Origin of the sequence: Klebsiella sp. 10-1, from assembly GCF_009758445.1 — a bacterium.
Taxonomy (GTDB): domain Bacteria; phylum Pseudomonadota; class Gammaproteobacteria; order Enterobacterales; family Enterobacteriaceae; genus Klebsiella; species Klebsiella scottii.
Genome location: NZ_WQRE01000004.1, coordinates 290,094 through 313,166, shown reverse-complemented (window position 1 = coordinate 313,166; position 23,073 = coordinate 290,094). Strand labels below are relative to the sequence as shown.

The 23,073-nt window shown below is 62.7% G+C and carries 21 protein-coding genes; 14 read left to right on the top strand and 7 right to left on the bottom strand.

What is annotated here, in order from left to right:
* Positions 1 to 140: 140 nt before the first annotated feature.
* Positions 141 to 1,313: an ROK family transcriptional regulator gene (locus GO007_RS17025; RefSeq protein WP_095101906.1), complete on the bottom strand. Its 1,173-nt coding sequence runs from the start codon at positions 1,311 to 1,313 to the stop codon at positions 141 to 143.
* Positions 1,314 to 1,536: 223 nt separating this feature from the next.
* On the opposite strand from GO007_RS17025, the gene GO007_RS17020 reads away from it, so the two are divergent.
* From GO007_RS17020 to GO007_RS17000, 5 genes are read left to right on the top strand one after another with little or no spacing between them, the layout of a single operon-like run.
* Complete coding sequence (locus tag GO007_RS17020) at positions 1,537 to 2,784, top strand: extracellular solute-binding protein (RefSeq protein ID WP_095101904.1); 1,248 nt, start codon at positions 1,537 to 1,539, stop codon at positions 2,782 to 2,784.
* Positions 2,785 to 2,793: 9 nt separating this feature from the next.
* Positions 2,794 to 3,702, top strand: coding sequence for a carbohydrate ABC transporter permease (locus GO007_RS17015; RefSeq protein WP_095101902.1), 909 nt, complete (start codon positions 2,794 to 2,796; stop codon positions 3,700 to 3,702).
* Positions 3,692 to 4,531, top strand: coding sequence for a carbohydrate ABC transporter permease (locus GO007_RS17010; RefSeq protein ID WP_095101900.1), 840 nt, complete (start codon positions 3,692 to 3,694; stop codon positions 4,529 to 4,531). Before GO007_RS17015 ends, GO007_RS17010 begins: the two co-directional genes overlap by 11 nt.
* 2 nt (positions 4,532 to 4,533) lie before the next feature.
* The gene (locus GO007_RS17005) at positions 4,534 to 5,496 is read left to right on the top strand and encodes a carbohydrate kinase family protein (protein WP_095101898.1); all 963 of its coding nucleotides are present in this window, start codon (positions 4,534 to 4,536) and stop codon (positions 5,494 to 5,496) included.
* Complete coding sequence (locus GO007_RS17000) at positions 5,483 to 6,568, top strand: ABC transporter ATP-binding protein (protein ID WP_095101893.1); 1,086 nt, start codon at positions 5,483 to 5,485, stop codon at positions 6,566 to 6,568. The genes GO007_RS17005 and GO007_RS17000 overlap by 14 nt, the downstream gene beginning before the upstream one ends.
* Here GO007_RS17000 and GO007_RS16995 read toward each other — a convergent pair.
* Positions 6,565 to 7,737 carry an MFS transporter gene (locus GO007_RS16995; RefSeq protein ID WP_095101891.1) on the bottom strand — a complete coding sequence of 391 codons (1,173 nt, stop codon included), beginning with the start codon at positions 7,735 to 7,737 and terminating at the stop codon, positions 6,565 to 6,567. The two genes, GO007_RS17000 and GO007_RS16995, sit on opposite strands and share 4 nt — an antisense overlap.
* Positions 7,738 to 7,830: 93 nt before the next feature.
* Between GO007_RS16995 and GO007_RS16990 the strand changes: the two genes are divergently transcribed.
* On the top strand, positions 7,831 to 8,610 hold the full coding sequence (locus tag GO007_RS16990; protein ID WP_095101889.1) for an AraC family transcriptional regulator: 780 nt from the start codon (positions 7,831 to 7,833) through the stop codon (positions 8,608 to 8,610).
* On the opposite strand, the gene GO007_RS16985 is transcribed toward GO007_RS16990, so the two are convergent.
* The 5 genes from GO007_RS16985 to GO007_RS16965 form a co-directional block, all read right to left on the bottom strand.
* Positions 8,607 to 9,347: a proteasome-type protease gene (locus tag GO007_RS16985; protein ID WP_095101887.1), complete on the bottom strand. Its 741-nt coding sequence runs from the start codon at positions 9,345 to 9,347 to the stop codon at positions 8,607 to 8,609. The genes GO007_RS16990 and GO007_RS16985 overlap by 4 nt on opposite strands.
* A gap of 18 nt (positions 9,348 to 9,365) precedes the next feature.
* On the bottom strand, positions 9,366 to 10,181 hold the full coding sequence (locus GO007_RS16980) for a transglutaminase family protein (protein WP_095101885.1): 816 nt from the start codon (positions 10,179 to 10,181) through the stop codon (positions 9,366 to 9,368).
* Positions 10,178 to 11,107: an alpha-E domain-containing protein gene (locus GO007_RS16975; protein WP_095101883.1), complete on the bottom strand. Its 930-nt coding sequence runs from the start codon at positions 11,105 to 11,107 to the stop codon at positions 10,178 to 10,180. Before GO007_RS16975 ends, GO007_RS16980 begins: the two co-directional genes overlap by 4 nt.
* Positions 11,101 to 12,540, bottom strand: a complete 1,440-nt coding sequence (locus GO007_RS16970) for a circularly permuted type 2 ATP-grasp protein (RefSeq protein ID WP_095101881.1) — start codon at positions 12,538 to 12,540, stop codon at positions 11,101 to 11,103. Before GO007_RS16970 ends, GO007_RS16975 begins: the two co-directional genes overlap by 7 nt.
* Positions 12,541 to 12,739: 199 nt before the next feature.
* Complete coding sequence (locus GO007_RS16965) at positions 12,740 to 13,639, bottom strand: alpha/beta hydrolase (RefSeq protein ID WP_095101879.1); 900 nt, start codon at positions 13,637 to 13,639, stop codon at positions 12,740 to 12,742.
* Positions 13,640 to 13,870: 231 nt separating this feature from the next.
* Between GO007_RS16965 and GO007_RS16960 the strand changes: the two genes are divergently transcribed.
* From GO007_RS16960 to GO007_RS16925, 8 genes are all read left to right on the top strand, one after another.
* Positions 13,871 to 15,637, top strand: a complete 1,767-nt coding sequence (locus GO007_RS16960) for an alpha,alpha-trehalase (protein WP_095101877.1) — start codon at positions 13,871 to 13,873, stop codon at positions 15,635 to 15,637.
* A gap of 202 nt (positions 15,638 to 15,839) precedes the next feature.
* Positions 15,840 to 16,865 carry an ABC transporter substrate-binding protein gene (locus GO007_RS16955; RefSeq protein ID WP_095101875.1) on the top strand — a complete coding sequence of 342 codons (1,026 nt, stop codon included), beginning with the start codon at positions 15,840 to 15,842 and terminating at the stop codon, positions 16,863 to 16,865.
* On the top strand, positions 16,862 to 17,854 hold the full coding sequence (locus tag GO007_RS16950) for a FecCD family ABC transporter permease (protein ID WP_095101873.1): 993 nt from the start codon (positions 16,862 to 16,864) through the stop codon (positions 17,852 to 17,854). The genes GO007_RS16955 and GO007_RS16950 overlap by 4 nt, the downstream gene beginning before the upstream one ends.
* Positions 17,851 to 18,615 (top strand): ABC transporter ATP-binding protein, encoded by a 765-nt coding sequence (locus GO007_RS16945; RefSeq protein ID WP_095101871.1) that lies wholly within the window; start codon positions 17,851 to 17,853, stop codon positions 18,613 to 18,615. The genes GO007_RS16950 and GO007_RS16945 overlap by 4 nt, the downstream gene beginning before the upstream one ends.
* A 2-nt stretch (positions 18,616 to 18,617) precedes the next feature.
* Entirely contained in the window at positions 18,618 to 19,421 is an 804-nt protein-coding gene (locus GO007_RS16940; protein WP_095101869.1) for a class I SAM-dependent methyltransferase, read from the top strand.
* Positions 19,418 to 20,272 carry a ModD protein gene (gene modD / locus GO007_RS16935; RefSeq protein ID WP_095101867.1) on the top strand — a complete coding sequence of 285 codons (855 nt, stop codon included), beginning with the start codon at positions 19,418 to 19,420 and terminating at the stop codon, positions 20,270 to 20,272. Before GO007_RS16940 ends, modD begins: the two co-directional genes overlap by 4 nt.
* Positions 20,273 to 20,297: 25 nt before the next feature.
* Positions 20,298 to 22,268, top strand: a complete 1,971-nt coding sequence (locus tag GO007_RS16930; RefSeq protein ID WP_095101865.1) for a TonB-dependent receptor plug domain-containing protein — start codon at positions 20,298 to 20,300, stop codon at positions 22,266 to 22,268.
* 37 nt (positions 22,269 to 22,305) lie between these two features.
* Positions 22,306 to 22,950: an MOSC domain-containing protein gene (locus GO007_RS16925; RefSeq protein ID WP_095101863.1), complete on the top strand. Its 645-nt coding sequence runs from the start codon at positions 22,306 to 22,308 to the stop codon at positions 22,948 to 22,950.
* The last annotated feature ends 123 nt before the right edge of the window (positions 22,951 to 23,073 follow it).

Genomic DNA, 23,073 nt, shown 5'->3' with positions numbered 1-23,073 from the left:
GAAATTAAGCTCTCTTCCCGACGGCGACGAGTCCCTGAGCCTGCGGGCAGCCGGGCTCCACTAGTCACCGACGAGCTGACGGCGCAGGCCCTGCTCAATCCCCTGCCTTAGTCCCGACGGCCACGATAGCGGCCGCCGGGCTACTTCATCAGCGCCTGGAACTGCGGGTTAAACTCATCGAAAATAGGCAACGCGGCGGCGCCGAGCGCGGCGGTATCGGTGCCGGTCATCCCCATTTTCACCCGCATCCCCGTCAGGTAGCGCCCGCGCACCGACTGATACAGCGGCGGCAGGCGCGCCAGCACTTTTTCCAGCAGCGGCGCCGGCATCGTCCCGCCCACCACCACCGTTTCGGCATCAAAGACGCACTCCAGCAGATTGATCGCCTGGCGCAGCGGCGGCAGCGCGCTGTCAATCCAGCGGTCGAACAGCGCTTCATCCACCGCCAGCAGGTCTTCTGGCAGCGCCCGATAGGGGTCAAGGCCGCAGAACTCGTAGGCCGCCTGCAGCGAAACATAGCGCTCAAGGCAGCCCTGATTGCCGCAGTAGCACGTCCGGCCGCCCGGCTGGACGACGATATGCCCGACCTCCCCGGCGTTGTGCGCATGTCCGGTATAAATATGTCCGTCGGTAAAAATACCGGCACCCAGCCCGGTACCGATATAGAGATAGACAAAGGAGTTCAGATGGCGGGCAACGCCGTGAAAACGCTCGCCGATGGCCGCCACCGTCGCGTCGTTTTCGAGGGTGACCGGCAGGCCGCTAAGCCGCGCCAGTTCAGATTCGACGTCCACGCCTTCCCAGCCGTTCAGAGTCGTCGGCCCGGTGGAGGAGATCCCCTCTACGCCAAAGGGCCCGGGCATCACCACGCCAATTCCCAGCACCCGGCCCCAGTCGAGCCCCGGCAGCATACGCAGCTCCTGTATAACTTCGCCAATGCGGGCAAAGGTGGCACCAGGCTGGGGCTTTTGCACCAAAATGAGCCGGCGAAAATGGATCTCGCCGGTGAGATCCACCAGCACCACGATCAGCGTTTGATGATCGAGATGAATGCCGATTGACCACGCGCTGGAAGGGTTGAGGCTCACCGGCACCGCGGGCTGGCCGCGCCCCGCCGCCCGCCGCGGCGCGTGGCTGGTGAGGATCTCCATCTGCTGCAGCTCGGCGACAATATTAGAGACCGTTTGCGGGGTCAACGCGGTCAAGCGCGCCAGCTCCGCGCGGGTTAATTTGCCATGCAGGCGCACGGCTTCAATCACCACCCGCCGGTTGTGCACCCGCGCGTGCTCAAGGTTTGTTCCCGATGTTTTCATCCTTTCCCTTCCTTGCCTTTCCCAGGCGCCTGATGCTGCAATTCTAGCCGCCGTCACAAATCCCGCAACGACATTCTCGGGCGGACTTTCGCATGGCACAGGCTTTGCTACGCTTATGCCAAGGGCCACGAATGACCTTGCGGCTGTATTGTCGCCCCGATTAAATCAATCAAATTGATTTAATAAATCATAACCCCTTTTTCTCAGTACAGCGGAGAGCCACATGAAATACCACAGCACACTTCGGGTGAAGGCCGGTCTGTTGGCTATGCTCGTCATCAGCGGTAGCGCGGCCGCGGCCGCCACCCAGGTCAACGCCCTGTTTATGACCCAGGCGGCGTACAGCGAAAACGATATTCGTGCGATGACCGCCGACTTCGAAAAGCAAAATCCGGATATTAAAATCAACCTTGAGTTCGTCCCCTATGAAGCGCTGCATGACAAGATCGTCGCGGCGCGCGGTGCCGGCGGTAACGGCTATGACGTGGTGCTCTTCGATGCCATCTGGCCGGCGGAGTTTAGCCGCTTCGATCTGCTGCAGGACGTCTCGGCGCGGATCCCCGCCGACGAGCGGGAAAAGGTGTTCCCTGGCGCAATGAATACCGTGGTCTACAAAGGCAAAACCCTCGGGATGCCGTGGATCCTCGACACCAAGTATCTCTACTACAACAAAGCCATGCTCGAAAAAGCCGGCATCAAGCAGGTGCCGACCACCTGGCAACAGGTGCTGGACGACGCCAAAATTCTTAAAGATAAAGGCGTGGTGAAATACCCGCTGGTGTGGAGCTGGTCCCAGGCGGAAGCGCTGGTCTGCGACTACACCACCCTCGTCTCCGGCTTCGGCGGTAAGTTCTACCAGGACGGCAAGCTCGACTTCTCCACGCCGGCTTCGCTGAAAGCGGTTACGCTGATGAAGAAATCGCTGGACGACGGCCTGACCAACCCCGCCTCGCGCGAATATCTCGAAGAGGATGTCCGTAAAGCCTTCTCCAACGGCGATGCGGCGTTCGCGCTGAACTGGACCTATATGTACAACATGGCCAACGACCCGAAACAGAGTAAAGTCGCCGGCGACGTCGGCATTATTCCTGCCCCCGGCGATACCCCGGATAAAGCCGGCGCCGTCAACGGCTCGATGGGCTTAGGCATTGCTAAAGCCAGCCAGCACCCGGAGCAGGCGTGGCAGTATATCCACTACCTGACCTCGCAGCCGGTGCAGGATAAATACGCCAAACTCAGCCTGCCGGTGTGGAAATCCTCCTACCACGACCCGGCGGTCGCTCAGGGCCAGGAGAGCCTGATCGTCGCCGCGGACAAATCGCTGAACGTCATGCTGTCGCGCCCGGAAACCGCCGACTATTCGCGGCTCTCCAACACCCTGCAGCAGCAGCTTCAGGCGGTGCTTCAGGGTAAAGAAACCCCGGAAGTCGCCATGCAGACCGTGGATAAAAGCGCGGCCCGCCTGCGTTAAGGACTTTTGATGCTGAGTTTGCAACAACGCGAGCGTCGTCAGGCATGGGTGCTGCTGGCGCCCATGCTGGTGGCGATGTTCCTGCTGACGGCCTGGCCGCTGGCGCGCACCCTGTGGCTAAGTTTTACCGATACCGCGCTGGTGGGAAACGGTGAGGCGACGAACTACGTCTGGCTGGAGAACTATCTCTATGCCCTGACCGACCCGGATTTTCGCGCCGCCTTTGCCCGTACGCTCTATTTTACCGTGGTCTCCGTCGCCATTGAAGGCGTTATCGGCGTGCTGGTCGCGCTGTTGCTCAATCAGCGCTTTGTCGGACGGAATATCCTGCGGGTGCTGGTGATACTGCCCTGGGCGCTGCCGACCATCGTCAACGCGATGATGTGGCGGCTTAACTTTAACCCGGACTACGGCAGCATTAACGCGCTGCTCAGCCAGCTGGGGATTATCGACGGCTATCGCAGCTGGCTGGGGTCGCCGGACTCGGCGCTGAATGCGGTGATGCTGGCGGATATCTGGAAAAACTATCCGCTGGTCACGCTGCTGGTGCTGGCGGCGCTGCAGTCCATTCCTGAGGATCTGTACGAGGCGGCGCGCCTCGACGGAGCCGGATCGTGGCGGCGCTTTCGCGCCATCACCTTCCCGGCCATCGCCGCCCCGCTGGGCGTGGCGCTGGTGCTGCGGACCATCGACGCCTTCAAGGTGTTCGATATCATCTACGTGATGACCCGCGGCGGCCCGCTCGACAGCACCAAAACCCTCAGCTTTTTCGTCTATCAGGAGTCCTTCAGCTATCTGCGGGCGGGCAGCGGCGCGGCCTACGCCATTCTGATGACCCTGATGTGCGCTCTGCTGATCGCCCTGTATCTGTTTATGCTGCTGCGCCAGCGCCGCCGGAGCACTGAATATGAAGCGTAAAGTCCGTACTCTCCTGCGCTATCTGGCAGCGGCGCTGGTCGCCCTGTCGATTCTGGCGCCGATGCTGTGGCTATTTTTGATGAGCGTCAGCACCCCCGCCGATCTGACCCGCGTCCCGCTGGAGTGGCTACCGCGGCAGTGGGACTTTAGCCGCTACGGCCGCCTGCTCTCCCTGCAGCCCGGCGAGCCGGGGGCGCTATTTTTACCCGCGCTGCGCAACAGCCTGCTGGTCGCCGCCGGGGCGACGCTGGTCTCGCTGGCGCTGGCGGTGCCCGCCGCCTTTAGCTTCTCTCGCTATCCGGGCCGCGACGGCTGGCTGTACGCTGGTCTGGGTATTTATATGGTGCCGCCGGTGGCCTTCGTCCTGCCGCTGTACTTTATTCTCGAACATTTCGGCCTGCTCAATACCCGCAGCGGGCTGGTACTGGTTTACTGCTCGCTGATTATGCCGTTCCTCACCTGGATGGTGAAAAACCAGTTTGACGCGCTGCCGCAGGATATTGAGCAGGCCGCGCGCCTCGACGGGCTGCGGGTGTGGCAGGTGCTGCTGCGCATCACCATACCGCTGGCGAAACCGATGCTCGGCGCTTCGGCGCTGTTTGGCTGGCTGCTGGCGTGGGATGAGTTTTTCTATTCGCTGCTGTTTACCAGCAATATCGCGGCCCAGACGCTGCCGGTCACCATCGCCGGGTTTACCGCCGGTCGCGCCACCGACGATGGTCTGGTGGCCGCCGTCGGTATTCTCGCCTCGGTCCCGCCTCTGTTTATCGCTATCTGGTTACAAAAAACGCTGGTCAGCGGCCTCACTAACGGTGGAAGTAAAGGATAACTATGCACAAGCTCGCCGCGCCCGTGATCTATATCGCGGGCAATTACAATATTGATTTGATTATGGGCACCCTCGCGCAGTGGCCTCTGCCGGGGACGGAGGTGATGCTGGAGCATAGCGCCCTGCGCCCCGGCGGCTCGGCGGGCAACTGCGCCCTGGCGCTGGCCGCCATGCAGATCCCGCATCGCACCATCGGCTGCCAGGGCGATGACGCCTTTACCGCCTGGCTGGCGGCCCAGTTTCCGGGCAGCGCCGAGCGCTGGCCGCAGTACGCCTGCGAAACCTCGCTGACGGTAGCGGTAACACATCCCGATAAAGAGCGCTCTTTCCTCAGCAACTACGGGCATATTACCCGCCTCTCCGCCGACGACGTTCTCGCCCAGCTTCCCGACCAGGCGACGGCCGGCGATATCGTGCTGCTCTGCGGGACGTTTTTGTGCACCGCCCTGCTGCCTCACTATCCGGCGCTGCTGCGGGCGCTGCGTCAGCGCGGTTTTCAGGTCGCCGTGGATACCGGCTGGCCGCCGCAAAGCTGGGACCCGGCGCTGCGCGAAGCGGCGCACCAGTGGCTGGCCGATTGCGACTGGCTGCTGCTCAACGAAGTCGAAACCCTCGGCCTCGCCGCGATGAGCGAGCTGCCGCAGGCGGCCCGCAGCCTGGCGTCGCGCCTCAGCGGCCGGGGCGGCTGCATCGTCAAATGCGGCGCGGAGGGAGCCTGGTGGTGGACCGCGGAGCGCGGCGACCGCGCGCCGGTGAAGCCGGTCGAGGTGATTGACACCATCGGCGCGGGCGACAGCTTTAACGCCGGCTTTCTCGCCGGGTTGTTAAACGGCCAGCCGGCATCACAGGCGCTGCGCTGGGGCAACGCCGTCGCCGCGCACGCCATTAGCACCTCTCCCCGCCACTATCCTGACTGGCGAACCCTACAACACCATATTGAGGAGACCGCCGATGGCCAGCGTTGAGCTGATAAAAGTCGCCAAACATTACGGCAAACAGACGGTGCTTCAGCCGCTGGATTTGACCATTCCTGACGGCAGCTTCACGGTGCTGGTCGGGCCGTCCGGCTGCGGGAAATCGACCCTGCTGCGGCTGCTGGCCGGACTTGAGGCCCTCTCCGCCGGTGAAATTTTGATGAACCGCCAGCCGATCGGCGATCTCGATCCCGCCGACCGCGACGTGGCGATGGTCTTTCAGAGCTACGCGCTCTACCCGCACCTGACGGTGGCCGAAAACCTCGCCTTCCATATGCAGGTCAAAAAGGTCGATAAAGAGACGCAGAAAAGCAAAGTCCAGCATATCGCCAGCCTGCTGGGGATCGATAAGCTGCTGGCCCGCTACCCGCGCGCGCTTTCCGGCGGCCAGCGCCAGCGCGTGGCGATGGGCCGGGCGATGGTACGCAACCCGCAGGTTTTCCTGTTTGATGAACCGCTCTCCAACCTTGACGCCCAGCTGCGCATGGAGCTGCGGGCGGAGATCAAATCGCTGCACCAGCGCTTTAAAACCACCATGATTTACGTCACCCACGATCAGGTTGAGGCTATGACTCTGGCCGACCAAATCGTGGTCATGCGCGAGGGCCTTATCGTCCAGCAGGGGCCGCCGCTGGAGATTTACGATCGCCCCTGCAACACCTTCGTGGCCCGCTTTATCGGCTCGCCGCCGATGAACCTGCTGGCGGGAGAGATCGTCAGCCGCGACGGAGTTCCCGGCGTGCGCTGCGGCGAACTGTGGCTGGCGCTGCCGGAACGCTGGCAGCGGGCGGCGGCTCAGCAGGGAAGCGCGCCGGTCACCGTCGGCCTGCGCCCGCAGGATATCCAGCCGGCCGCTGACGGCCTGCCCGGGACGGTTAATATTATGGAGGTTACCGGGGAATCCACCCTGCTGCATCTCGACTGGCAGGGGTTCCCGGTGCACGTGCAGGTTGCCGGACGTATCGACGCCCGGCACCAGCAGCCGCTGAATCTCGCCGCCCGACGCGAGAAAATCCACCTCTTCGATGCCGCCAGCGGCGAGCGGCTGGCGGAGGAGGACTAGCCGACGCGGGTGCCCTGGGCGGCGCCCGCGCTGTTTTCGGCGAAACAGGGTAAATAGCGGATACCGGCGATGACGCCGGCCGCGGCGCAGATCATCAGCGACATTCCCAGCGATTGCCCCCAGCCGACCAGCGCCAGCCCGAGGCCAATCAGCAGATAGTAGGCGAGACCCAAAATGGCCCCGGCGGTGCCGCGACAATCGCTGTAGGCGCCGAGCGCCGAACCGAGCACCAGCGGGATCGCCATAGCGAAAGCCAGCGCGATGCCGGCCATCGGCAGCAGGAACCAAAGCGAGTCGCGCCAGAGGTACACCGCCGCGCCGCCGATAAGATGGAGCCAGCAGGCGAGCAGCAGCATCCGTCCCTGAGTCACGCCCCTGCGTAGCAGCCGGCGATTCAGCAACGCCCCGGCCAGGGAGCCGCTGGCCAGCGCAATACCGCTGTAGCCAAACGCGGCGACCGGCAGGCGCAGCTGCGCGAAGATAAACGGCGCCAGGCTGTAATAGCTGAACAGGCTGACGTTGAACGCCGCGATCAGGATGACCGCCAGGCCAATCTGCCCGTCCGTCGCCATCCGGCGCAGCACCGGCACAAACGCGGTCTTCGCGCTCTGCGCCGGCCGCGTCTCCGGCAGCAGCCAATGGCACAGCAGCAGCAAGACGCCGGCCAGCAGTGCCAGGGCGAAGAAAACGCCGCGCACTCCCCAGCCGGCGGCAAGTAAACCGCCGATCCAGACGCCTGCCGCCGGACTCACCGCCAGCGCCAGGCCGATAAGCGAAAACAGGCCGGCGAGCCGGCGGCCGCTAAAACGGTCCCGCAGTATCGTCTGGCTGACAACCGATCCGCTCGCCGCGCCAAATGCCGCTACGATCCGCGCCAGCAGCAGCAGGGTGAAATCCGTTACCGCCAGCGCCATCGCGCAGCCGAGGGCGTACGTCGCGATCCCCGCCAGCAGCGCCGGACGCCGACCGTACAGATCGCTCGCCCGCCCCCAAAAAAGAACCCCGAGAGCAAAGCCGATAAAGTAAACCGCCAGGGTTTGCGCCGCCTGCTGCGCGCTGACGGCAAAACGGACGCTGATATCGGTCAGCGCCGGACTGTAAATGGTTTCCACAATCTGCGGAAACATCAGTAATGCGGTAACCAGCACTATGGCCGAACGCCCGAACATATCCACCTCCTGATAATAAGAGGCGCTATTGTAGGCAGGCCGCAGATCGGACATTATAAACATAGTGACTATATATATCGGAAATCGGACATTATGGCGTGGCTCGATGCGCAGGCGGCATTCAACCCGGATGCGCTGAACAAAACGGTGGTTGGCGTCCGGTCGGCGCTGGGTAACCATGACTCCGGCAGCCACCGGCACGACATGGCGCAGATCCTTTTTACCCGTCAGGGCTGCGTGAGCCTGACGCTCAACGACGGCGCGCTGCTGTGCCTGCTCCCTCCCACCCGGGCGGCGTGGATCCCGGCGGGCATACGCCATCGCGCGGAGATGAAAAGCATCGTCGACTATCGCTCGGTGTGGTTTGAGCCCTCCTGCTTTCCTGCTCTCCCCCAACGCCCGGCGATCCTCAACGTCGGCCCGCTGCTGCGCGAGCTGCTGGAGCGGGTGGCGGCGAGCCCGTGGGAAAGCGACTGGGAGAGCGGTACCGGCTGGCACCTTGCCGCCCTGTGCGCGGCGGAGATTAGCGCGGCGGCCCATGAGCCGATGATGCTCGCCCTGCCGCAGGATAAGCGCCTCGCCGCGCTGGGCGGCCACGCGCTGCCGCCGACGCTACGGGCGCTCGCCGCAGAGTGCGGAGCCAGTGAAAAGACCATCAGCCGTATTTTGCGCCGCGACACCGGGATGTCCTGGCAGCAGTGGCGGCAGCAGTGGCGATTGATGAAGGCGGTGGAGCTGCTGGCGACGGGGAAACGCATTACCGATGCCGCGCAGGCGCTGGATTTCGCCAGCGACAGCGCCTTTATCTACTTTTTCCGCACCATGACGGGGATGACGCCGGGGCGCTATCTTTCATCATCGACCGTGATTTAACGCTCGCGCTCCGGCGCAAACGGCGGCAGCTTCTGGAACGTATTCTGCAGCCCTTCGGACCACGCCCTGCGGATGGTGTTGAAGTAAGGATCGCTTTCGGTTATCCGATGCTGCTCCGCGCCGCTCAGGCTGCCGCTGCGGTAGAGCAGCGTATCAAGGGGCAGGCCGACGGAGAGGTTGCTGCGCAGCGTCGAATCTATGGAGATCAGCGCGCAGCACATCGCCTGCTCCAGCGGCGTGTCTATAGTCAGCACCCGGTCGATAATCGGTTTGCCGTACTTGCTTTCGCCAATCTGGAAATAGGGCGTATCGCGGGTGGCCTCAATAAAATTACCTTCCGGGTAGATATGGAACAGGCGGTGCGTCTCCCCCGCCAGCTGGCCGCCCAGCAGCAGGTTACAGTTAAAGTTGGTATTGCCGCAGTTTTGCTGGTTGCTGCTGTCGCGCTGAATAACCTCCTGCAGCGTTTTGCCCACCAGCATCGCCGCGTCATACATGGAGCTTACCTGCATCAGGTTAGGCTCCTGCTGGGTGCGAATTCGCGCGCTCAGCAGGCTAATCACGCTTTGGGTCGTAGCCAGATTGCCGGCGGACTGCAGCACCAGCACCCGTTCAGCCTCCTGCTGAAAAACATGAAGCTTTTTGAAAGTCGCAATATGATCCACGCCCGCATTGGTGCGCGAATCTGAGGCGAATACCAGCCCATCCGCTAAACACATGGCCACACAGTAGGTCATCGTTCTCCGTTCCTGCCTTTATTGCTGCTGCGCCTGTTGCGAATGCTCGCGCACTTCAGCGTTGGTTAACATAATTTCCCCGCCGCCGCCCAGTCGGGTACCGCGCACCGGACAGGCGTCAAGATAGTCCAGCCCGGTCGCCAGCCGCAGGTGCTGATTCAGGTTACGGGTATTATTGGTAATATCAAACGATTTCCAGCGCCCGTTGAGCCACACCTCGGCCCAGGCGTGCATCGCCACGTGCTGCGCGTTATCGCTATAAACATAGCCGCTAACGTAGCGCGCCGGGATCTCCATCGCCCGACAGCAGGCGAGGAAAACGTGGGTATGATCCTGGCACACGCCCTTAGATCGCGCGAAAGCGTCGGCGGCGGAGTCCTGCACCTGGGTGGCTCCCGGTGAGTATGGCATTTTTACCAGCAGTTCCGCCATCAGCTGATTGAGGCTCGCCTCCGGCTCATCGGCGCGGTACAGGTTCCGGGCAAACTCGCGGATCCGCTCGTCGGGGCGGGTCAGCGGCGTACAGCGTAAAAAGACCAGCGGCGAGAGCAGCTCCTCTTCGTCTACCCCGCACTCCTCATCCTCCTGCGCGATATCGACCACCCCGCTGGCGCGAATCGAGATCTCTTTATGCGGGTTATCCAGCGTCAATACGTGCAGCACGTTGCCCCACGCATCGGTGGTCGTAATGCTCGCCCCGTCCGGCAGCGTCAGCGTCCAGGAGCTGATTTTTTGCCGGCCGGAGCTGCGCGGTGTCAGGCGCAGATACTGAGTCGAAAACTTGACTTCTTCATCGTAGCCATAGCGGGTCAGGTGGTCGATAACCAGTTTCATAGCGCCTCCAGATAGGTTTGTCTGATGCTGTCGGACAGGGCGTTGATCCGCGCCAGCAGTCCGTTGAGGTAACTCTGCAGGTCGGCGCTGGCCAGGTCTTCCCGGGTGCTGAAGCGCAGGTCGACGTTCAGCTGATGCGCCAGGCGCAGCGGCAGATGGGAGCGATCGTTGGCGATATGCTCCAGCTGGCCGATCAGATCGGAAATTGAGGCCCGGAGCGAGCGCGGGACGTCGTTGCGCAAAATTAGCAGCTCCATAACCGTCTCCCGGCTCACCGGCTGGCGATAAATACTGTTGTAGGCTTCGCGCGCGCTGACCGCGTTCAGCAGCGTGTCCAGCCGGTAGTACTCGCGCACCGGGTCCGGGTCGCTGCTCAGCTGCTGGTCCTTGATCAGCAGCAGCTGGGTGGTCGCGTAAGCCCTTTCAATCAGCGTGCCGATGCCGATAAAGCTGAGGGCGTCGTTGCGCAGCAGCGTGCCCAGCACCGCGCCGCGAAACAGGTGCACCCGCTCTTTTACCCACTCAAGGAAACCGTCGCTGCCGAGCTCGCTAATCCCCTGCTGGCGTAGCCTGCGCAGCTCAATCCGCGTCGCGTTAATGCACTCCCATACCTCTGCGGAGAGGCTGCCGCGCACCGCGTGGGCGTTATTCCACGCCATCTCGACGCAGCTGTAGATGCTGCCGGGGTTGTTGCCGTCGAGGGCAAAGAAGTTAAACAGATTGCCCATCGAGAAGCGCGCGTGGCGCTCCTGAAACAGCTCGTGGGTCTGCGACAGGTTCAGCGGTAGGGCCAGATCCCGCGCCTGCTGGCTATGACGGGGGATCATCGAGAGTTTCCAGGTTACGTCGAGCACCCGGGCGTAGCTTTCCGCGCGCTCCAGATAACGCGCCATCCAGAACAGTTCACTCGCTGTACGACTTAGCATGATTCGTCATCCTCCATCACCCAGGTATCTTTGGTGCCGCCGCCCTGCGATGAGTTCACCACCAGCGAGCCTTCCGTCAGCGCCACCCGCGTCAGGCCGCCGGGCACCAGGCGGATCTCCTGGCCGGAAAGCACGAAAGGACGGAGATCGATATGCCGGGGCGACAGGCCGTCTTCGACGAAGGTCGGGCAGGTCGAGAGCGCCAGGGTATCCTGGCCGATGTAGTTGGCCGGGTTTGCCAGCAGGCGCTGGCGGAACGCTTCACGCTCTTCTTTCGTCGAACGCGGGCCGACCAGCATGCCGTAGCCTCCGGCGCCGTGCACTTCCTTAACCACCATCCGATCGAGGTTGTTAAGCACGTACAGCAGGTCTTCCGGCTTGCGGCACTGCCAGGTCGGGATATTGTTGAGGATCGGCTGTTCGCCGAGATAGAAGCGGATCATCTCCGGCACAAAGGGGTAGATCGATTTATCGTCGGCCACGCCGGTGCCGATCGCGTTCGCCAGCACTACGCCTCCCGCGCGGTACACCGACAGCAGGCCGGGCACGCCGAGCATCGAATCGGCGCGGAAGGCCAGCGGGTCAAGATAGGCGTCGTCGACGCGGCGGTAGATCACGTCGACCCGCCGCGGCCCCTCGGTGGTGCGCATATAGACCGCGTCCGCTTTAATAAACAGATCGGCGCTCTCCACCAGCTCAACCCCCATCTGCTGGGCAAGAAAGCTGTGTTCAAAATAGGCGCTGTTAAAGCGGCCCGGCGTCATCACCACCACGCAGGGATCGTCCACGGGGGAGCTTTCACGCAGGGTTTGCAGCAAATAGCCCGGATAGCGCTCCACCGGCGCAATATGGTGCTGTTCAAACATCTCGGGATAGAGACGCATCATCATTTTGCGGTTTTCGAGCATATAGGAGACGCCCGAAGGCGTGCGCAGATTGTCCTCCAGCACGTAGTACTGGCCGTCGCTGTTGCGCACCATATCGACCCCGGTGATATGGGCGTAGATATTATTGGGTAGATTAATCCCCTGCATGCAGGGCTGGTATTGATCGTTCGCCAGCACCTGTTCCGCCGGAATAATCCCGGCGCGCAGGATATTCTGCTCGTGGTAGATATCGTAAAGGAAGGCGTTCAGCGCCTTCACCCGCTGGCGGATGCCGCGATCGATGCGCCGCCACTCGGCGGCGGGGATAATGCGCGGTACGCTATCAAACGGGATCAGCCGTTCGGTCCCCTCGCCTTCGCCATACACGTTAAAGGTGATGCCAATACGGTGAAAAAGCAGCTCCGCCTGCTCTTTTTTTTGCCGGATAGAGAATTGATCGGTGTTGTGAAACCATTGCCACCAGGCGTTATAGTGCTGGCGCTGCTGTCCCTCGACGGTAAGCATCTCGTCATAATAATGCCCGTCAGGAAGCGTTATTTTTATCATGGCCGTCTCCTCCGGTTGTACTCACTTTGGGGTAACCCCGGGAAGAGATAAGCATTAATTATGCCAGGTCACGGCCGGTAACCTGGCTGTGCAAGCCCGCAGCCTCGCGCCGCTTAACTGTGCAAAAAACAACCCGTCATTTTTCTTATATTTCACCCGGACTGCACCACGATGAGGCACGGAAAGCCGCTTTGCGCCATTACGGCGAGAGCGTCTCCAGCCAGCGCGCATAGCGCTCCGGCCAGGCGACGGTTGGCGTGCCCGGGCGTCCCATCCCAAAGCCGTGACCGCCGCTGGCGTAGCGATACAGGCTGACCGCCACCTGATGCTGGCGGCAGGCGTCGGCCATAATCAGCGTATTGTGCGGATCGGACACCGGATCGTCCTGCGCCTGGGTTAAAAAGCAGGGCGGCGTGCGCCGGTTCACGTAGGTCTGCACCGACCAGGCGCGGTCAACCGCCGGTGAGGCGTGAGGTCCGGCGAGGACCCGGTGGGTCGCGGTATGGCTATAGGGCGGCTCCAGCGAAATAATCGGATAGATCAGCGCCGCTCCGTCGGCGCGGGCGGACAGCGCATCCCTCGCGTCGACCGGCGGATAAGAGGCAAAATCAGCCCGGCAGGCGGTCATTCCCAGCAGGTGGCCGCCGGCGGAAAAGCCCAGCAGGCTGACCTTTTGCTCGCGCTGGCGAATCAGACGCAGCGCGCGCTGGGCATCCTGCAGCGGCGCCAGGCCACCCGCCGCCCAGCCTTCGCCGGGAAGACGGTAGCTCAGCACATAGGCGGTATAGCCGCGGGCCGTTAGCCAGCGGGCGGCGGGCCACGCCTCCTTCGCCATTTCAATCCGCCGGTAGCCACCGCCGGCGGCGACCAGCACGCCGTGTCCGCGAGGCGCCGCCGGCTGCCACACCGACAGCTGCGGCCGCGCGATATGGCTGAGGGCGCCTCGGGCCGACCGCCGGCTCGCGCCCTGCGGCCCGCCGCCGCCCGGCGCGTCGCCGGGCCACAGCCACAGGGTTTCCTGCTCAGGATCGCGGGCGATGGCGCGGTTGGCCGCCAGCAGCGCCGCGGCGCTAAACAGTAGAAAATGACGTCGGTTCACGGCTCGCTCCCGGTGGGCTTTTAGCTCGTTGTTACGGTAGCGCGATTTTAGCAGAAAGCGGCCACCCGCATGGCGCCCTTATCCGCCCGGCGGCGGCGCAAAATGCAGGTAAATTATCTGTTTTCACGCAAAATGTTAGCTGCGACACGCGTAGCGGCGGATATTCGTCTAAGGTTTTCTGATGGTCAATCGCAGTGGCAAAATCGTCTGTAATGATAAGGAGAACTACCCATGACGAGATCCGTTTCACGTCGCCCGGCAACGCTGCCCTACGCTTTGCGTCTGGCGCTGGGAGGCGCCCTCTTTGCGCTGTCGGCGCTGGCAGCCCAGGCCGATGAGACAAAGCCCGCCCCGCCGCAGTCGCCGGATATTCTGCTAGGCCCGCTGTTCAACGATGTGCAAAGCGCCAAACTCTTCCCCGATCAGAAAACCTTCGCCGATGCGGTGCCGAACGGCGATCCGCTGATGATCCTCGCCGATTATCGCATGCAGAAAAATCAGGCCAGCTTCGACCTGCGCCACTTTGTCGGGCTCAACTTTACGCTACCGAAAGATAACGATACGTACGTACCGCCCAAGGGCCAGACCCTGCGCCAGCATATTGACGGCCTGTGGCCGGTGCTGACCCGCAGTACCGTTGAGGTCGAGAAATGGGATTCGCTGCTGCCGCTGCCCAGGCCTTACGTCGTCCCGGGCGGCCGCTTTCGCGAGGTCTACTACTGGGATAGCTACTTCACCATGCTGGGCCTGGCCGAGAGCGGGCACTGGGACAAAGTTGCAGATATGGTGGCTAACTTTGCCTATGAAATCGATACCTGGGGACATATCCCGAACGGCAACCGCAGCTATTATCTGAGCCGTTCACAGCCGCCGTTCTTCCCGTTTATGGTGGAGCTGCTGGCGACCCACGACGGCGACCAGGCGCTGAAAACCTGGCTGCCTGAGATGGAGAAAGAGTACCGCTACTGGATGGCAGGCGCCGATGCGCTGGAGCCGGGTAAAGCGAATCAGCGCGTGGTGCGCATGGAGGACGGCGCGCTGCTGAACCGCTACTGGGATGACAACGATACGCCGCGCCCGGAGTCCTGGCTCGATGATGTGACCACCGCCAAAAACAACCCCAACCGTCCGGCGACCGAGATCTACCGCGATCTGCGCTCCGCCGCGGCCTCCGGCTGGGACTTCAGCTCCCGCTGGATGGATAACCCGCAGCAGCTGGGCACCATTCGCACCACCAGCATCATTCCGGTCGATCTTAACTCGCTGATGTTCCGCATGGAGAAAACCCTCGCCCGCGCCAGCAAAGCCGCCGGCGATAGCGCGAAGGCGGCGCAGTACGACGCGCTGGCTAACGCCCGCCAGAAGGCGCTGGAGAAATACCTGTGGAATGACAAAGAGGGCTGGTACGCCGATTACGATCTCAAAAGCCACAAGGTGCGCAATCAGCTCACCGCCGCGGCTCTGTTCCCGCTGTACGTCAACGCCGCCTCCAGCGAACGCGCGGCCAAAGTTGCCGCCGCGACGCAGTCTCGTCTGCTTAAACCGGGCGGTTTAACCACCACTACCGTCAACAGCGGTCAGCAGTGGGATGCGCCGAACGGCTGGGCGCCGCTGCAGTGGGTGGCCGCCGAAGGGCTGCAAAACTACGGCCAGCAGAAAATCGCGATGGAGGTCAGCTGGCGCTTCCTCAGCAACGTGCAGCATACCTATGACAGCCAGCAGAAGCTGGTGGAAAAGTATGACGTCAGCTCAACCGGCACCGGCGGCGGAGGCGGTGAGTATCCGCTGCAGGACGGCTTCGGCTGGACCAACGGCGTGACCTTGAAAATGCTCGACCTGGTGTGCCCGAAAGAGAAACCCTGCGATTCGCTCCCGGCCGCGCGACCGGCGGCAAACGATAGCGCCGGCGGAACGGATAAGGCGGCGCCTGCCGCGCGACCGGCGGCAAACGATAGCGCCAGTGGAACGGATAAGGCGGCGCCTGCCGCCGCGCATTAACCCCTCACCGCTCCCGACTTACGCCCGGCGGCTCAGCCATGCCGGGCGTTTTCCCCTCCCGAATGGCCTTTCGACTTCACCTTACCCTTATGGAGTAAGGCGGAAACTAATGTGTCGATTTTTGATCTCTGGCAACTTCATCAACGTTATATATGTAAATATATAGCGGTTTTTTCATCACTTTGTTTCAGGATAGAAACATATGCCTTTTTCGCGCCGTACGTTCCTGCAGGCTTTAAGCCTCATGCTGTGCTTTCCCGGCCAGAAGAGTCGCGCCGCCACGCCTTTGGCCCTGAGCATTGGCGAACACCCTGCGCCGGCGGCTATCCGGCGGATTGTCAGCGCCGGCGGGCCCGCCGATATGCTGCTGCTCGCCGCCGCGCCGGAAAAACTGCTGGGATTTTCCTCTTTTGATTTTGCCCTCTTCCCGGACGCTCCGCTGCCCGAGCACATCGCCCGGCTGCCGAAAACGGGCCGTCTTGCCGGACGCGCCAGCACCCTGTCGCTGGAGGGGCTGCTGGCGCTTGAGCCCGATCTGGTGGTGGACTGCGGGAATGCGGACGACACCTGGATCTCGCAGGCGCGCCGGGTTCACGCCCGCAGCCATATTCCGTGGGTGCTGATTACCGGCACCCTGGCCTCCTCGGCGCAGCAGCTGCTGACGATTGGCGACATCGTCGGCACCGCCGAACGCACCCGGCACCAGGCGTCGCTGGCGCAAACGTTTATCGCCGAGGCGCTCGCCTTTTCCTCTGGCGCCGGGGCGCGAACGCGCTTTTACGCCGCGCGGGGAGCCAGGGGACTGGAAACGGGCCTCGCCGGTTCGCTGCACACGGAGGCGGCGGAGCTGCTGGGATTAGAGAACGTCGCGCGGGTGAGCGGACGCAGCGGACTGGCCCAGGTCTCGCTGGAAAATCTGCTGGAATGGCAGCCGGATATCATCCTCACCCAGCAGGCCACGACGCGGGACGCGATTTTACGCGACCCCGCCTGGCAGGGCGTCGCCGCCGTGGCGCAGCGGCGGGTTCTGCTGCTTGACGGCCTGCCTTTTGGCTGGCTGGACGCGCCGCCGGGGATCAACCGCCTCGCCGGGATGCGCCGCCTGCACGCCTGGCTCGATCCGCGAATCCGCGCCACGCTGCAGCAGGATCTGACCCGCTACAGCACGCTATTCTGGCACGCGGCGTTAACGCCCGAGCGCTATACGAGGCTGGTGAATCGTCCATGAAGCCTGCAACTTTGAGCGCCGCGCTGCTGCTTGCCGCCCTGCTGGTCCTCTCGGCAGCCCTGCTGACCGGCCCGTGGAACCTGACCCTCGGGCGGCTGTTCGATCTGCTGTTCGATCCGCACAGCGCCTCGCTTCCTCCGCAGGCCGGCATCGTATTCTGGCAGATACGCCTGCCGCGCATCGGCGCCGCGCTGGCCATCGGCGCGTCGCTCTCCGCCGCCGGAGCCGCCTACCAGGGAATGTTTCGCAATCCGCTGGTCTCGCCGGATATCCTTGGCGTCGCCGGCGGCGCCGGTCTCGGCGCCTGCCTGGCGCTGGTGTGCGGAATGTCGACGCTCTATATTCAGCTATTCGCCTTCTGCGGCGGCCTGCTGGTGGTGGCCGGCGTTGGGATCGTCTCCCGCGCCATCGTCCGCCACGATCCGGCGCTGACGCTGGTGCTGGTGGGGATTTGCCTCGGTACGCTGTGCGGGGCGGGAATTTCGCTTATCAAAATTCTCGCCGATCCCTACACCCAGCTCCCCTCGATCACCTTCTGGCTGATGGGCGGTCTCTCCGATATTACCCCCGCCGACCTGACCGTCGCCGCCCCGCTGATGATCGCCGGGTGCCTGCCGCTGTGGCTGCTGCGCTGGCGAATCAATCTGCTGACCCTGTCCGATGACGAAGCGCGATCGCTGGGGATCAACGTCGCTCGCCTGCGGCTAATTGTGGTCGCCTGCGCGACCCTCGCGACCGCCAGCGCGGTCGCTATTGCCGGCATTATCGGCTGGGTCGGGCTGATCGTCCCCCATATCGGGCGGCTGCTGACCGGCAGCAATCATCAGCGCCTCCTGCCGGTGGCGATGGGGCTTGGCGCCGTGCTGCTGCTGCTCACCGACACCCTGGCGCGCGGACTGAGCGCCAGCGAAATCCCGCTCGGGATCCTGACCTCTTTTATCGGCGCGCCCTTCTTTCTGGCGCTGCTGCTGCGCAGGAGCCGACCATGACGCTACTGACGGTACGCCATGCCGAAATTGGCTATCCCAAACGCGCCGTTTTGCGCGACGTGTCGTTTTCGCTGCAGCCTGGCACGCTGTGCTGCCTGCTCGGCGCCAACGGCAGCGGGAAAACCACGCTGATGCGCAGCATACTAGGCCTCCTTCCTCTGCGCGACGGCCAGATCCTGATCGACGGTCTGCCGGTAACCCAGCTGTGCTCCCGCGATCGCGCCCGCGCGATCGCCTGGGTGCCGCAGGCGCACGACGGGGCCTTCGCCTTCAGCGTCCTCGATATGGTGCTGATGGGCCTTAGCCCCTATATCGGTACCTTCACCCAGCCCGCCAGAAGCGAACGCAGTATCGCCTACGCCCAGCTGGAGGCGCTGGGTATCGCTCATCTCGCCGAGCGGAACTGGGCCACGCTGAGCGGCGGCGAGCGCCAGCTGACCTTAATTGCCCGCGCGCTGGTCCAGCGCCCGCGTCTGCTGCTGCTGGATGAGCCGGCCTCAAGCCTCGACTTCGGCCACCAGATCCGCCTGCTCGACACCCTGCGCCAGCTGCGGCAAACCGGGATGACGCTGTTTATGGCCACCCACCATCCGCTGCACGCCCTCGCCATCGCCGATAGCGTGATCGCGGTCGAACCAAACGGCCTCGTCACTCAGGGAACGGCGGAGCAGCAGCTCTCACCGGGCAACCTCGCCACCCTGTACGGCGTGACGCCCGCCCAGATCCGCCACCATCTTGGCCACCCACACTTTCAGGAATAATTATGCTCATTGACGATATTGATTTTGCCGGGCTTTACCAACAGCAGCTCAGGCTCGCCGGACGCACCGAGAAATCCCCCGCCCACTGGGACGCGAGGGCGGAGAAAATGGCCGACAGCTGCGCCCAGCCTACGGACGGCTACCTGCTGCAGCTACTGGCAAAAATAGACTTAACCGGCGCGCAAAGCCTGTTTGATATGGGCTGCGGGCCGGGAACCGTCGCCCTGGCGCTGGCGGATAAACTCGCTGCGGTACACGGCGTCGATTACAGCCGGGGAATGCTGGAGGTAGCCGAAAAGCGCGCGGCGCAGATGCGCATCGCCAACGCCTGCTGGCATCTCCGGGCGTGGGAGGAGTCGTGGCACGATATTCCGCGCTGCGATATTGCCGTGGCCTCACGCTCAACGCTGGTCGGCAACATGCGTCAGGCGATGGATCAGCTCAATCGCCAGGCGCGGCTGCGCGTCTATACCACCCACCTCGTTCAGCCAACGTTTATGCCGCCGGCAATCCAGCGCGCGCTGGGACGCGAAGTGATCGAACTACCGAACTATATCTACGCGCTGAACGTCCTGTATCAAATGGGCATTCACGCGCGGGTCGATTTTATCCGTGGCCCCAGCTGCCAACGGGATAACGCCACCTTTGAACGTTTTGAAGAGAACGTCAAATGGACGCTTGGCGTACTCAACGAAGAGGATCGCGCGCGGCTTCGTCACTGGTATCAGCGGCAGGACCCGCAGGCCATCGCGCCAACCAACCGCGACTGGGCGCTTATCTCCTGGGAGTGTGGGGAAAACGTATGATCTACTTCCCCCAGGCGCTGACCGACGCGTGGCTGATGGAGGATATTCAGGGCGGCGACCTGACCACCCGTGCGCTGGCGATTGGCGCGCGCCCCGGCGTCATGACCTTCAGCCACCGTCAGGGCGGCTGCGTCAGCGGTATCTCTCCGGCTGGACAGATGCTGAAAAGCCTGGGATTAAGCGTAACCGTGCTACAGGAAGAGGGCGCGCGCGTCCAGCCCGATGCGCCGCTGCTGCGTGCGACCGGCAGCGCTGAGGCGCTGCATCAGGGCTGGAAAGCGGCGCAGAACGTGCTGGAGTGGAGCTGCGGCGTATCGGCTTATGTCGCGGAAATGCTGACGCTGCTGCGCGCCCGCCATCCCGCAGCGCACATCGCCTGTACCCGCAAAGCCATTCCCGGCACCCGGCTGCTCGGTACCCAGGCCATCGTCGCCGCCGGCGGGCTGATCCACCGGGCCGGCTGCGCGGAAACCCTGCTGCTGTTCGCCAATCATCGCCGGTTCCTCGCCGACGACGGCGACTGGCGACACGCCGTTCAGCTCCTGCGCCAGTCAGCGCCGGAGAAAAAGGTTGCCGTTGAGGCCGACACGCTCGAAGAAGCGCTGGCCTCGCTGCAGGCGGAACCCGACATCCTGCAGCTGGATAAATTTACCCCGCCGCAGGCGCGCCAGGTTGCTGACCTGGCGCAGCGTATCGCCCCGCGCTGCACGCTGGCGCTGACGGGCGGAATTACCTTAACCACCTTAACCAACTACCTCGATTGTGGGATTGAATTGTTTATTACTTCGGCGCCGTGGTATGCGCCGCCGGCGGATATTCAGGTTCGCCTGGAGCCGGACAGTTCAAGATAAAAAAACGAAAACAGGAACAATAAAAATGAGAATCAGGAAGCGCTATCTTTGCACATTGATTAGCCTCAGCTTAGGTCAGACCGCCTGGGCAGACCCGGCGGAGGAGTCCATGACCGTCTGGTCAAGCCCCGTCCCGGCGGCGACCACCAATATCCTCGGACAGGAGACCATCAAGAGTCTGGATAAGCAGGATGTCGCGCACGCGCTATCGGTGGTCCCCGGCGTGGTGTTACAAAAGTCAGGCAGCCGCAACGAGCTGCAGGTAAAAGTCCGCGGCTTCGATGGCCGTCAGGTCCCGGTTTTTTTTGACGGCGTGCCGATCTACGTCCCCTACGACGGCAACCTCGACCTGGGCCGGTTTCTCACTTCCGATATCGCCTCGGTGGAGGTATCAAAAGGCTACTCTTCCCTGCTGCAGGGCCCCAACCAAATGGGCGGGGCGATCAACATCACCACCCCGAGCCCCAGTAAACCGCTGGAAGCCAGCATCGGCTATCGTCAGGGCTGGAGCCGCAGCGAAACTAATGCCTATGACACCCATGCCTCCCTTGGGGCCAGCGGCGATCTGGGCTACATCCAGCTTAGTGGCAGCCGCCTGAAGCAGGATTTCCTCGGCCTGCCTCACGGAACGAATAACCCCGTCGCCGGGGAAGACGGCAAGCTGGTCAACTCGGCAAGCGATGATAAGCGCGGCATTATTAAGCTCGGCTTCACGCCGCGCGCTAACGACGAGTACGCCCTGACCTATATCAAGCAGGATGGCGAGAAGCAGAACCCGCCTTACGCCGGAACCAGCAGCCAGAAATCCCGCTACTGGCAGTGGCCGGAGTACGATAAGGAGAGCTATTACTACCAGGGTACGACGCACCTCGGCGACAGCTTCACCCTGAAAAGCCGCCTCTATCACGACACCTTCAAAAACACCCTGCTGATGTATAACTCGCTGGCGGACCTGCACAATAAAAACGGCAGCTACAGCCACTATAGCGACTACAGCACCGGCGCGGGGCTGCAGCTCGCCGCCGACGTCCGCCAGAACGACCAGCTCTCTTTTGCCGTTAACTGGAAAGATGATGTTCATCGGGAGAAGAGCGCCGTCAACGGTCCTTACGATCGCTATAAGGATCGCACCTGGTCCGTCGCCAGCGAATACCAGTGGGCGGCGGCGGATAATCTCGACTTCGTCGCCGGGATGAGCTATGACTGGCGCAACAGTCTTCAGGGAATGAAGCACGAAAAGAACGGCAGCGTGACCCATTACGACGACAACCGGCAGAGCGCGTTTAACTGGGAAACGATGGCTCGCTACCGCTTTCGCAACGAAGATACCCTGTCGCTCTCCTGGTCCGATCGCACCCGCTTCCCGACGCTCAAAGAGCGCTATACCACCTCGAAACCGGCGAAAGACCAGATTGCGCTGGTCAATCCGCAGCTCAAGCCCGAGCGCGCCCGCGGCGTCGATTTGACCTGGAATGGACACCTCAACGACCGCTGGGCCTACGAGATAAGCACCTACTATAACCGGGTCAGCGACGCCATCCTGGCGATCAATATCGATGCCGATACGGTGCAGAACCAAAACAGCGGCCGGGTTGACTATACCGGCCTGGATGTGGGGATCAAAGGCTCGCCGTTTGACCTGCTCGACGTCGGGCTAAGCTACGGTCTGATTCATGCTGATGCCAAACGCGAAGAGGCGGGCAAGGTCACCGACCTGCCGGTGCAGACGCTGACCGCCTGGCTGACGCTCAAGCCCGTCGAGCCGCTGCAAATCACGCTCTCTGAAGAGGCGCGCACCTCCAGCTATAGCAACAGCGACGGATCGCAAAAAGCGCCGGGATTCGCCATCACCCATCTGCGGACCGATTACGCCATCGGCCACGGTTTTAGCGTCAACGCCTCGGTCAATAACCTCTTCGATACCCGCTACTACTACGGCGAAGGATTTATTGAGGAAGGGCGTAACTTCTGGGCCGGCGTGGAATATAAATTCTGAGACCTTCTCCGCCGCGGCGGAGAAAAAGGAGGACATCATGATTGCAGATTTTCCGGTAATGCTGCGCAGCATTCTCGGCAACCAGCGCCAGGCGGACGGTTCCCTGCGTAAAACGGCGTTAAGCGGACGCGTCTTTCTCAACACCCACGGTCTGCAGGCAGAAAACGGTATTGAGGAGCATTTTGCCGATCCCGACTGCGCGCTGATGCACTACGCGCGGGAGCATTACGACTACTGGCGCGAACGCTATCCGGCGTTGGCGGGGCAGCAGCTGCATATCGGACTGTTCGGTGAGAACTTTTCCACCCGGGGGATGACGGAAGCCAACGTCTGTCCGGGGGATGTTTTTCGCCTCGGCAACGCTGAAATCCAGATCTCCTGGGGACGCGTGGCCTGTCAGACTATGGCCGAGCGGCTACGGGACCCTCACGCCCCGGAGCTGATGCACCAGCAGTCGCGCAACGGCTGGTTTTACCGGGTACTCACCCCCGGCGAGGCCGGCTGCAGCGACGGCTTTGTGCTGCTCGATCGGCCGGCGGAGGGCTGGCCGCTTAGCCGGGTGCAGGCCATCGTCTTTAGCGACGGCGGTACGTCTGAAGAGCTGCTGGCGCTCTCAGCCATGCCGTTCCTTGCCGATGGCTGGAGAGCGCTGGCTCTGCTACGTCTGCAAAGCCGCTCTTAGCCCCCGCAGTTCCTTAGCGTCGGGCTACTAAATCTGGTAGCCCGGCGCGGCAGCTTTCGCCTCGACATCCCCTGCCCGCCACGCATGCGCCGATAAACACCATATTTATCATAGGGTTTTACT

Excerpts from the sequence above, each read along its gene's own strand:
- GO007_RS17025 (WP_095101906.1), bottom strand. The coding sequence starts at position 1,313 with ATGAAAACATCGGGAACAAACCTTGAGCACGCGCGGGTGCACAACCGG.
- GO007_RS17020 (WP_095101904.1), top strand. The coding sequence starts at position 1,537 with ATGAAATACCACAGCACACTTCGGGTGAAGGCCGGTCTGTTGGCTATG.
- GO007_RS17015 (WP_095101902.1), top strand. The coding sequence starts at position 2,794 with ATGCTGAGTTTGCAACAACGCGAGCGTCGTCAGGCATGGGTGCTGCTG.
- GO007_RS17010 (WP_095101900.1), top strand. The coding sequence starts at position 3,692 with ATGAAGCGTAAAGTCCGTACTCTCCTGCGCTATCTGGCAGCGGCGCTG.
- GO007_RS17005 (WP_095101898.1), top strand. The coding sequence starts at position 4,534 with ATGCACAAGCTCGCCGCGCCCGTGATCTATATCGCGGGCAATTACAAT.
- GO007_RS17000 (WP_095101893.1), top strand. The coding sequence starts at position 5,483 with ATGGCCAGCGTTGAGCTGATAAAAGTCGCCAAACATTACGGCAAACAG.
- GO007_RS16995 (WP_095101891.1), bottom strand. The coding sequence starts at position 7,737 with ATGTTCGGGCGTTCGGCCATAGTGCTGGTTACCGCATTACTGATGTTT.
- GO007_RS16990 (WP_095101889.1), top strand. The coding sequence starts at position 7,831 with ATGGCGTGGCTCGATGCGCAGGCGGCATTCAACCCGGATGCGCTGAAC.
- GO007_RS16985 (WP_095101887.1), bottom strand. The coding sequence starts at position 9,347 with ATGACCTACTGTGTGGCCATGTGTTTAGCGGATGGGCTGGTATTCGCC.
- GO007_RS16980 (WP_095101885.1), bottom strand. The coding sequence starts at position 10,181 with ATGAAACTGGTTATCGACCACCTGACCCGCTATGGCTACGATGAAGAA.
- GO007_RS16975 (WP_095101883.1), bottom strand. The coding sequence starts at position 11,107 with ATGCTAAGTCGTACAGCGAGTGAACTGTTCTGGATGGCGCGTTATCTG.
- GO007_RS16970 (WP_095101881.1), bottom strand. The coding sequence starts at position 12,540 with ATGATAAAAATAACGCTTCCTGACGGGCATTATTATGACGAGATGCTT.
- GO007_RS16960 (WP_095101877.1), top strand. The coding sequence starts at position 13,871 with ATGACGAGATCCGTTTCACGTCGCCCGGCAACGCTGCCCTACGCTTTG.
- GO007_RS16955 (WP_095101875.1), top strand. The coding sequence starts at position 15,840 with ATGCCTTTTTCGCGCCGTACGTTCCTGCAGGCTTTAAGCCTCATGCTG.
- GO007_RS16950 (WP_095101873.1), top strand. The coding sequence starts at position 16,862 with ATGAAGCCTGCAACTTTGAGCGCCGCGCTGCTGCTTGCCGCCCTGCTG.
- GO007_RS16945 (WP_095101871.1), top strand. The coding sequence starts at position 17,851 with ATGACGCTACTGACGGTACGCCATGCCGAAATTGGCTATCCCAAACGC.
- GO007_RS16940 (WP_095101869.1), top strand. The coding sequence starts at position 18,618 with ATGCTCATTGACGATATTGATTTTGCCGGGCTTTACCAACAGCAGCTC.
- modD (WP_095101867.1), top strand. The coding sequence starts at position 19,418 with ATGATCTACTTCCCCCAGGCGCTGACCGACGCGTGGCTGATGGAGGAT.
- GO007_RS16930 (WP_095101865.1), top strand. The coding sequence starts at position 20,298 with ATGAGAATCAGGAAGCGCTATCTTTGCACATTGATTAGCCTCAGCTTA.
- GO007_RS16925 (WP_095101863.1), top strand. The coding sequence starts at position 22,306 with ATGATTGCAGATTTTCCGGTAATGCTGCGCAGCATTCTCGGCAACCAG.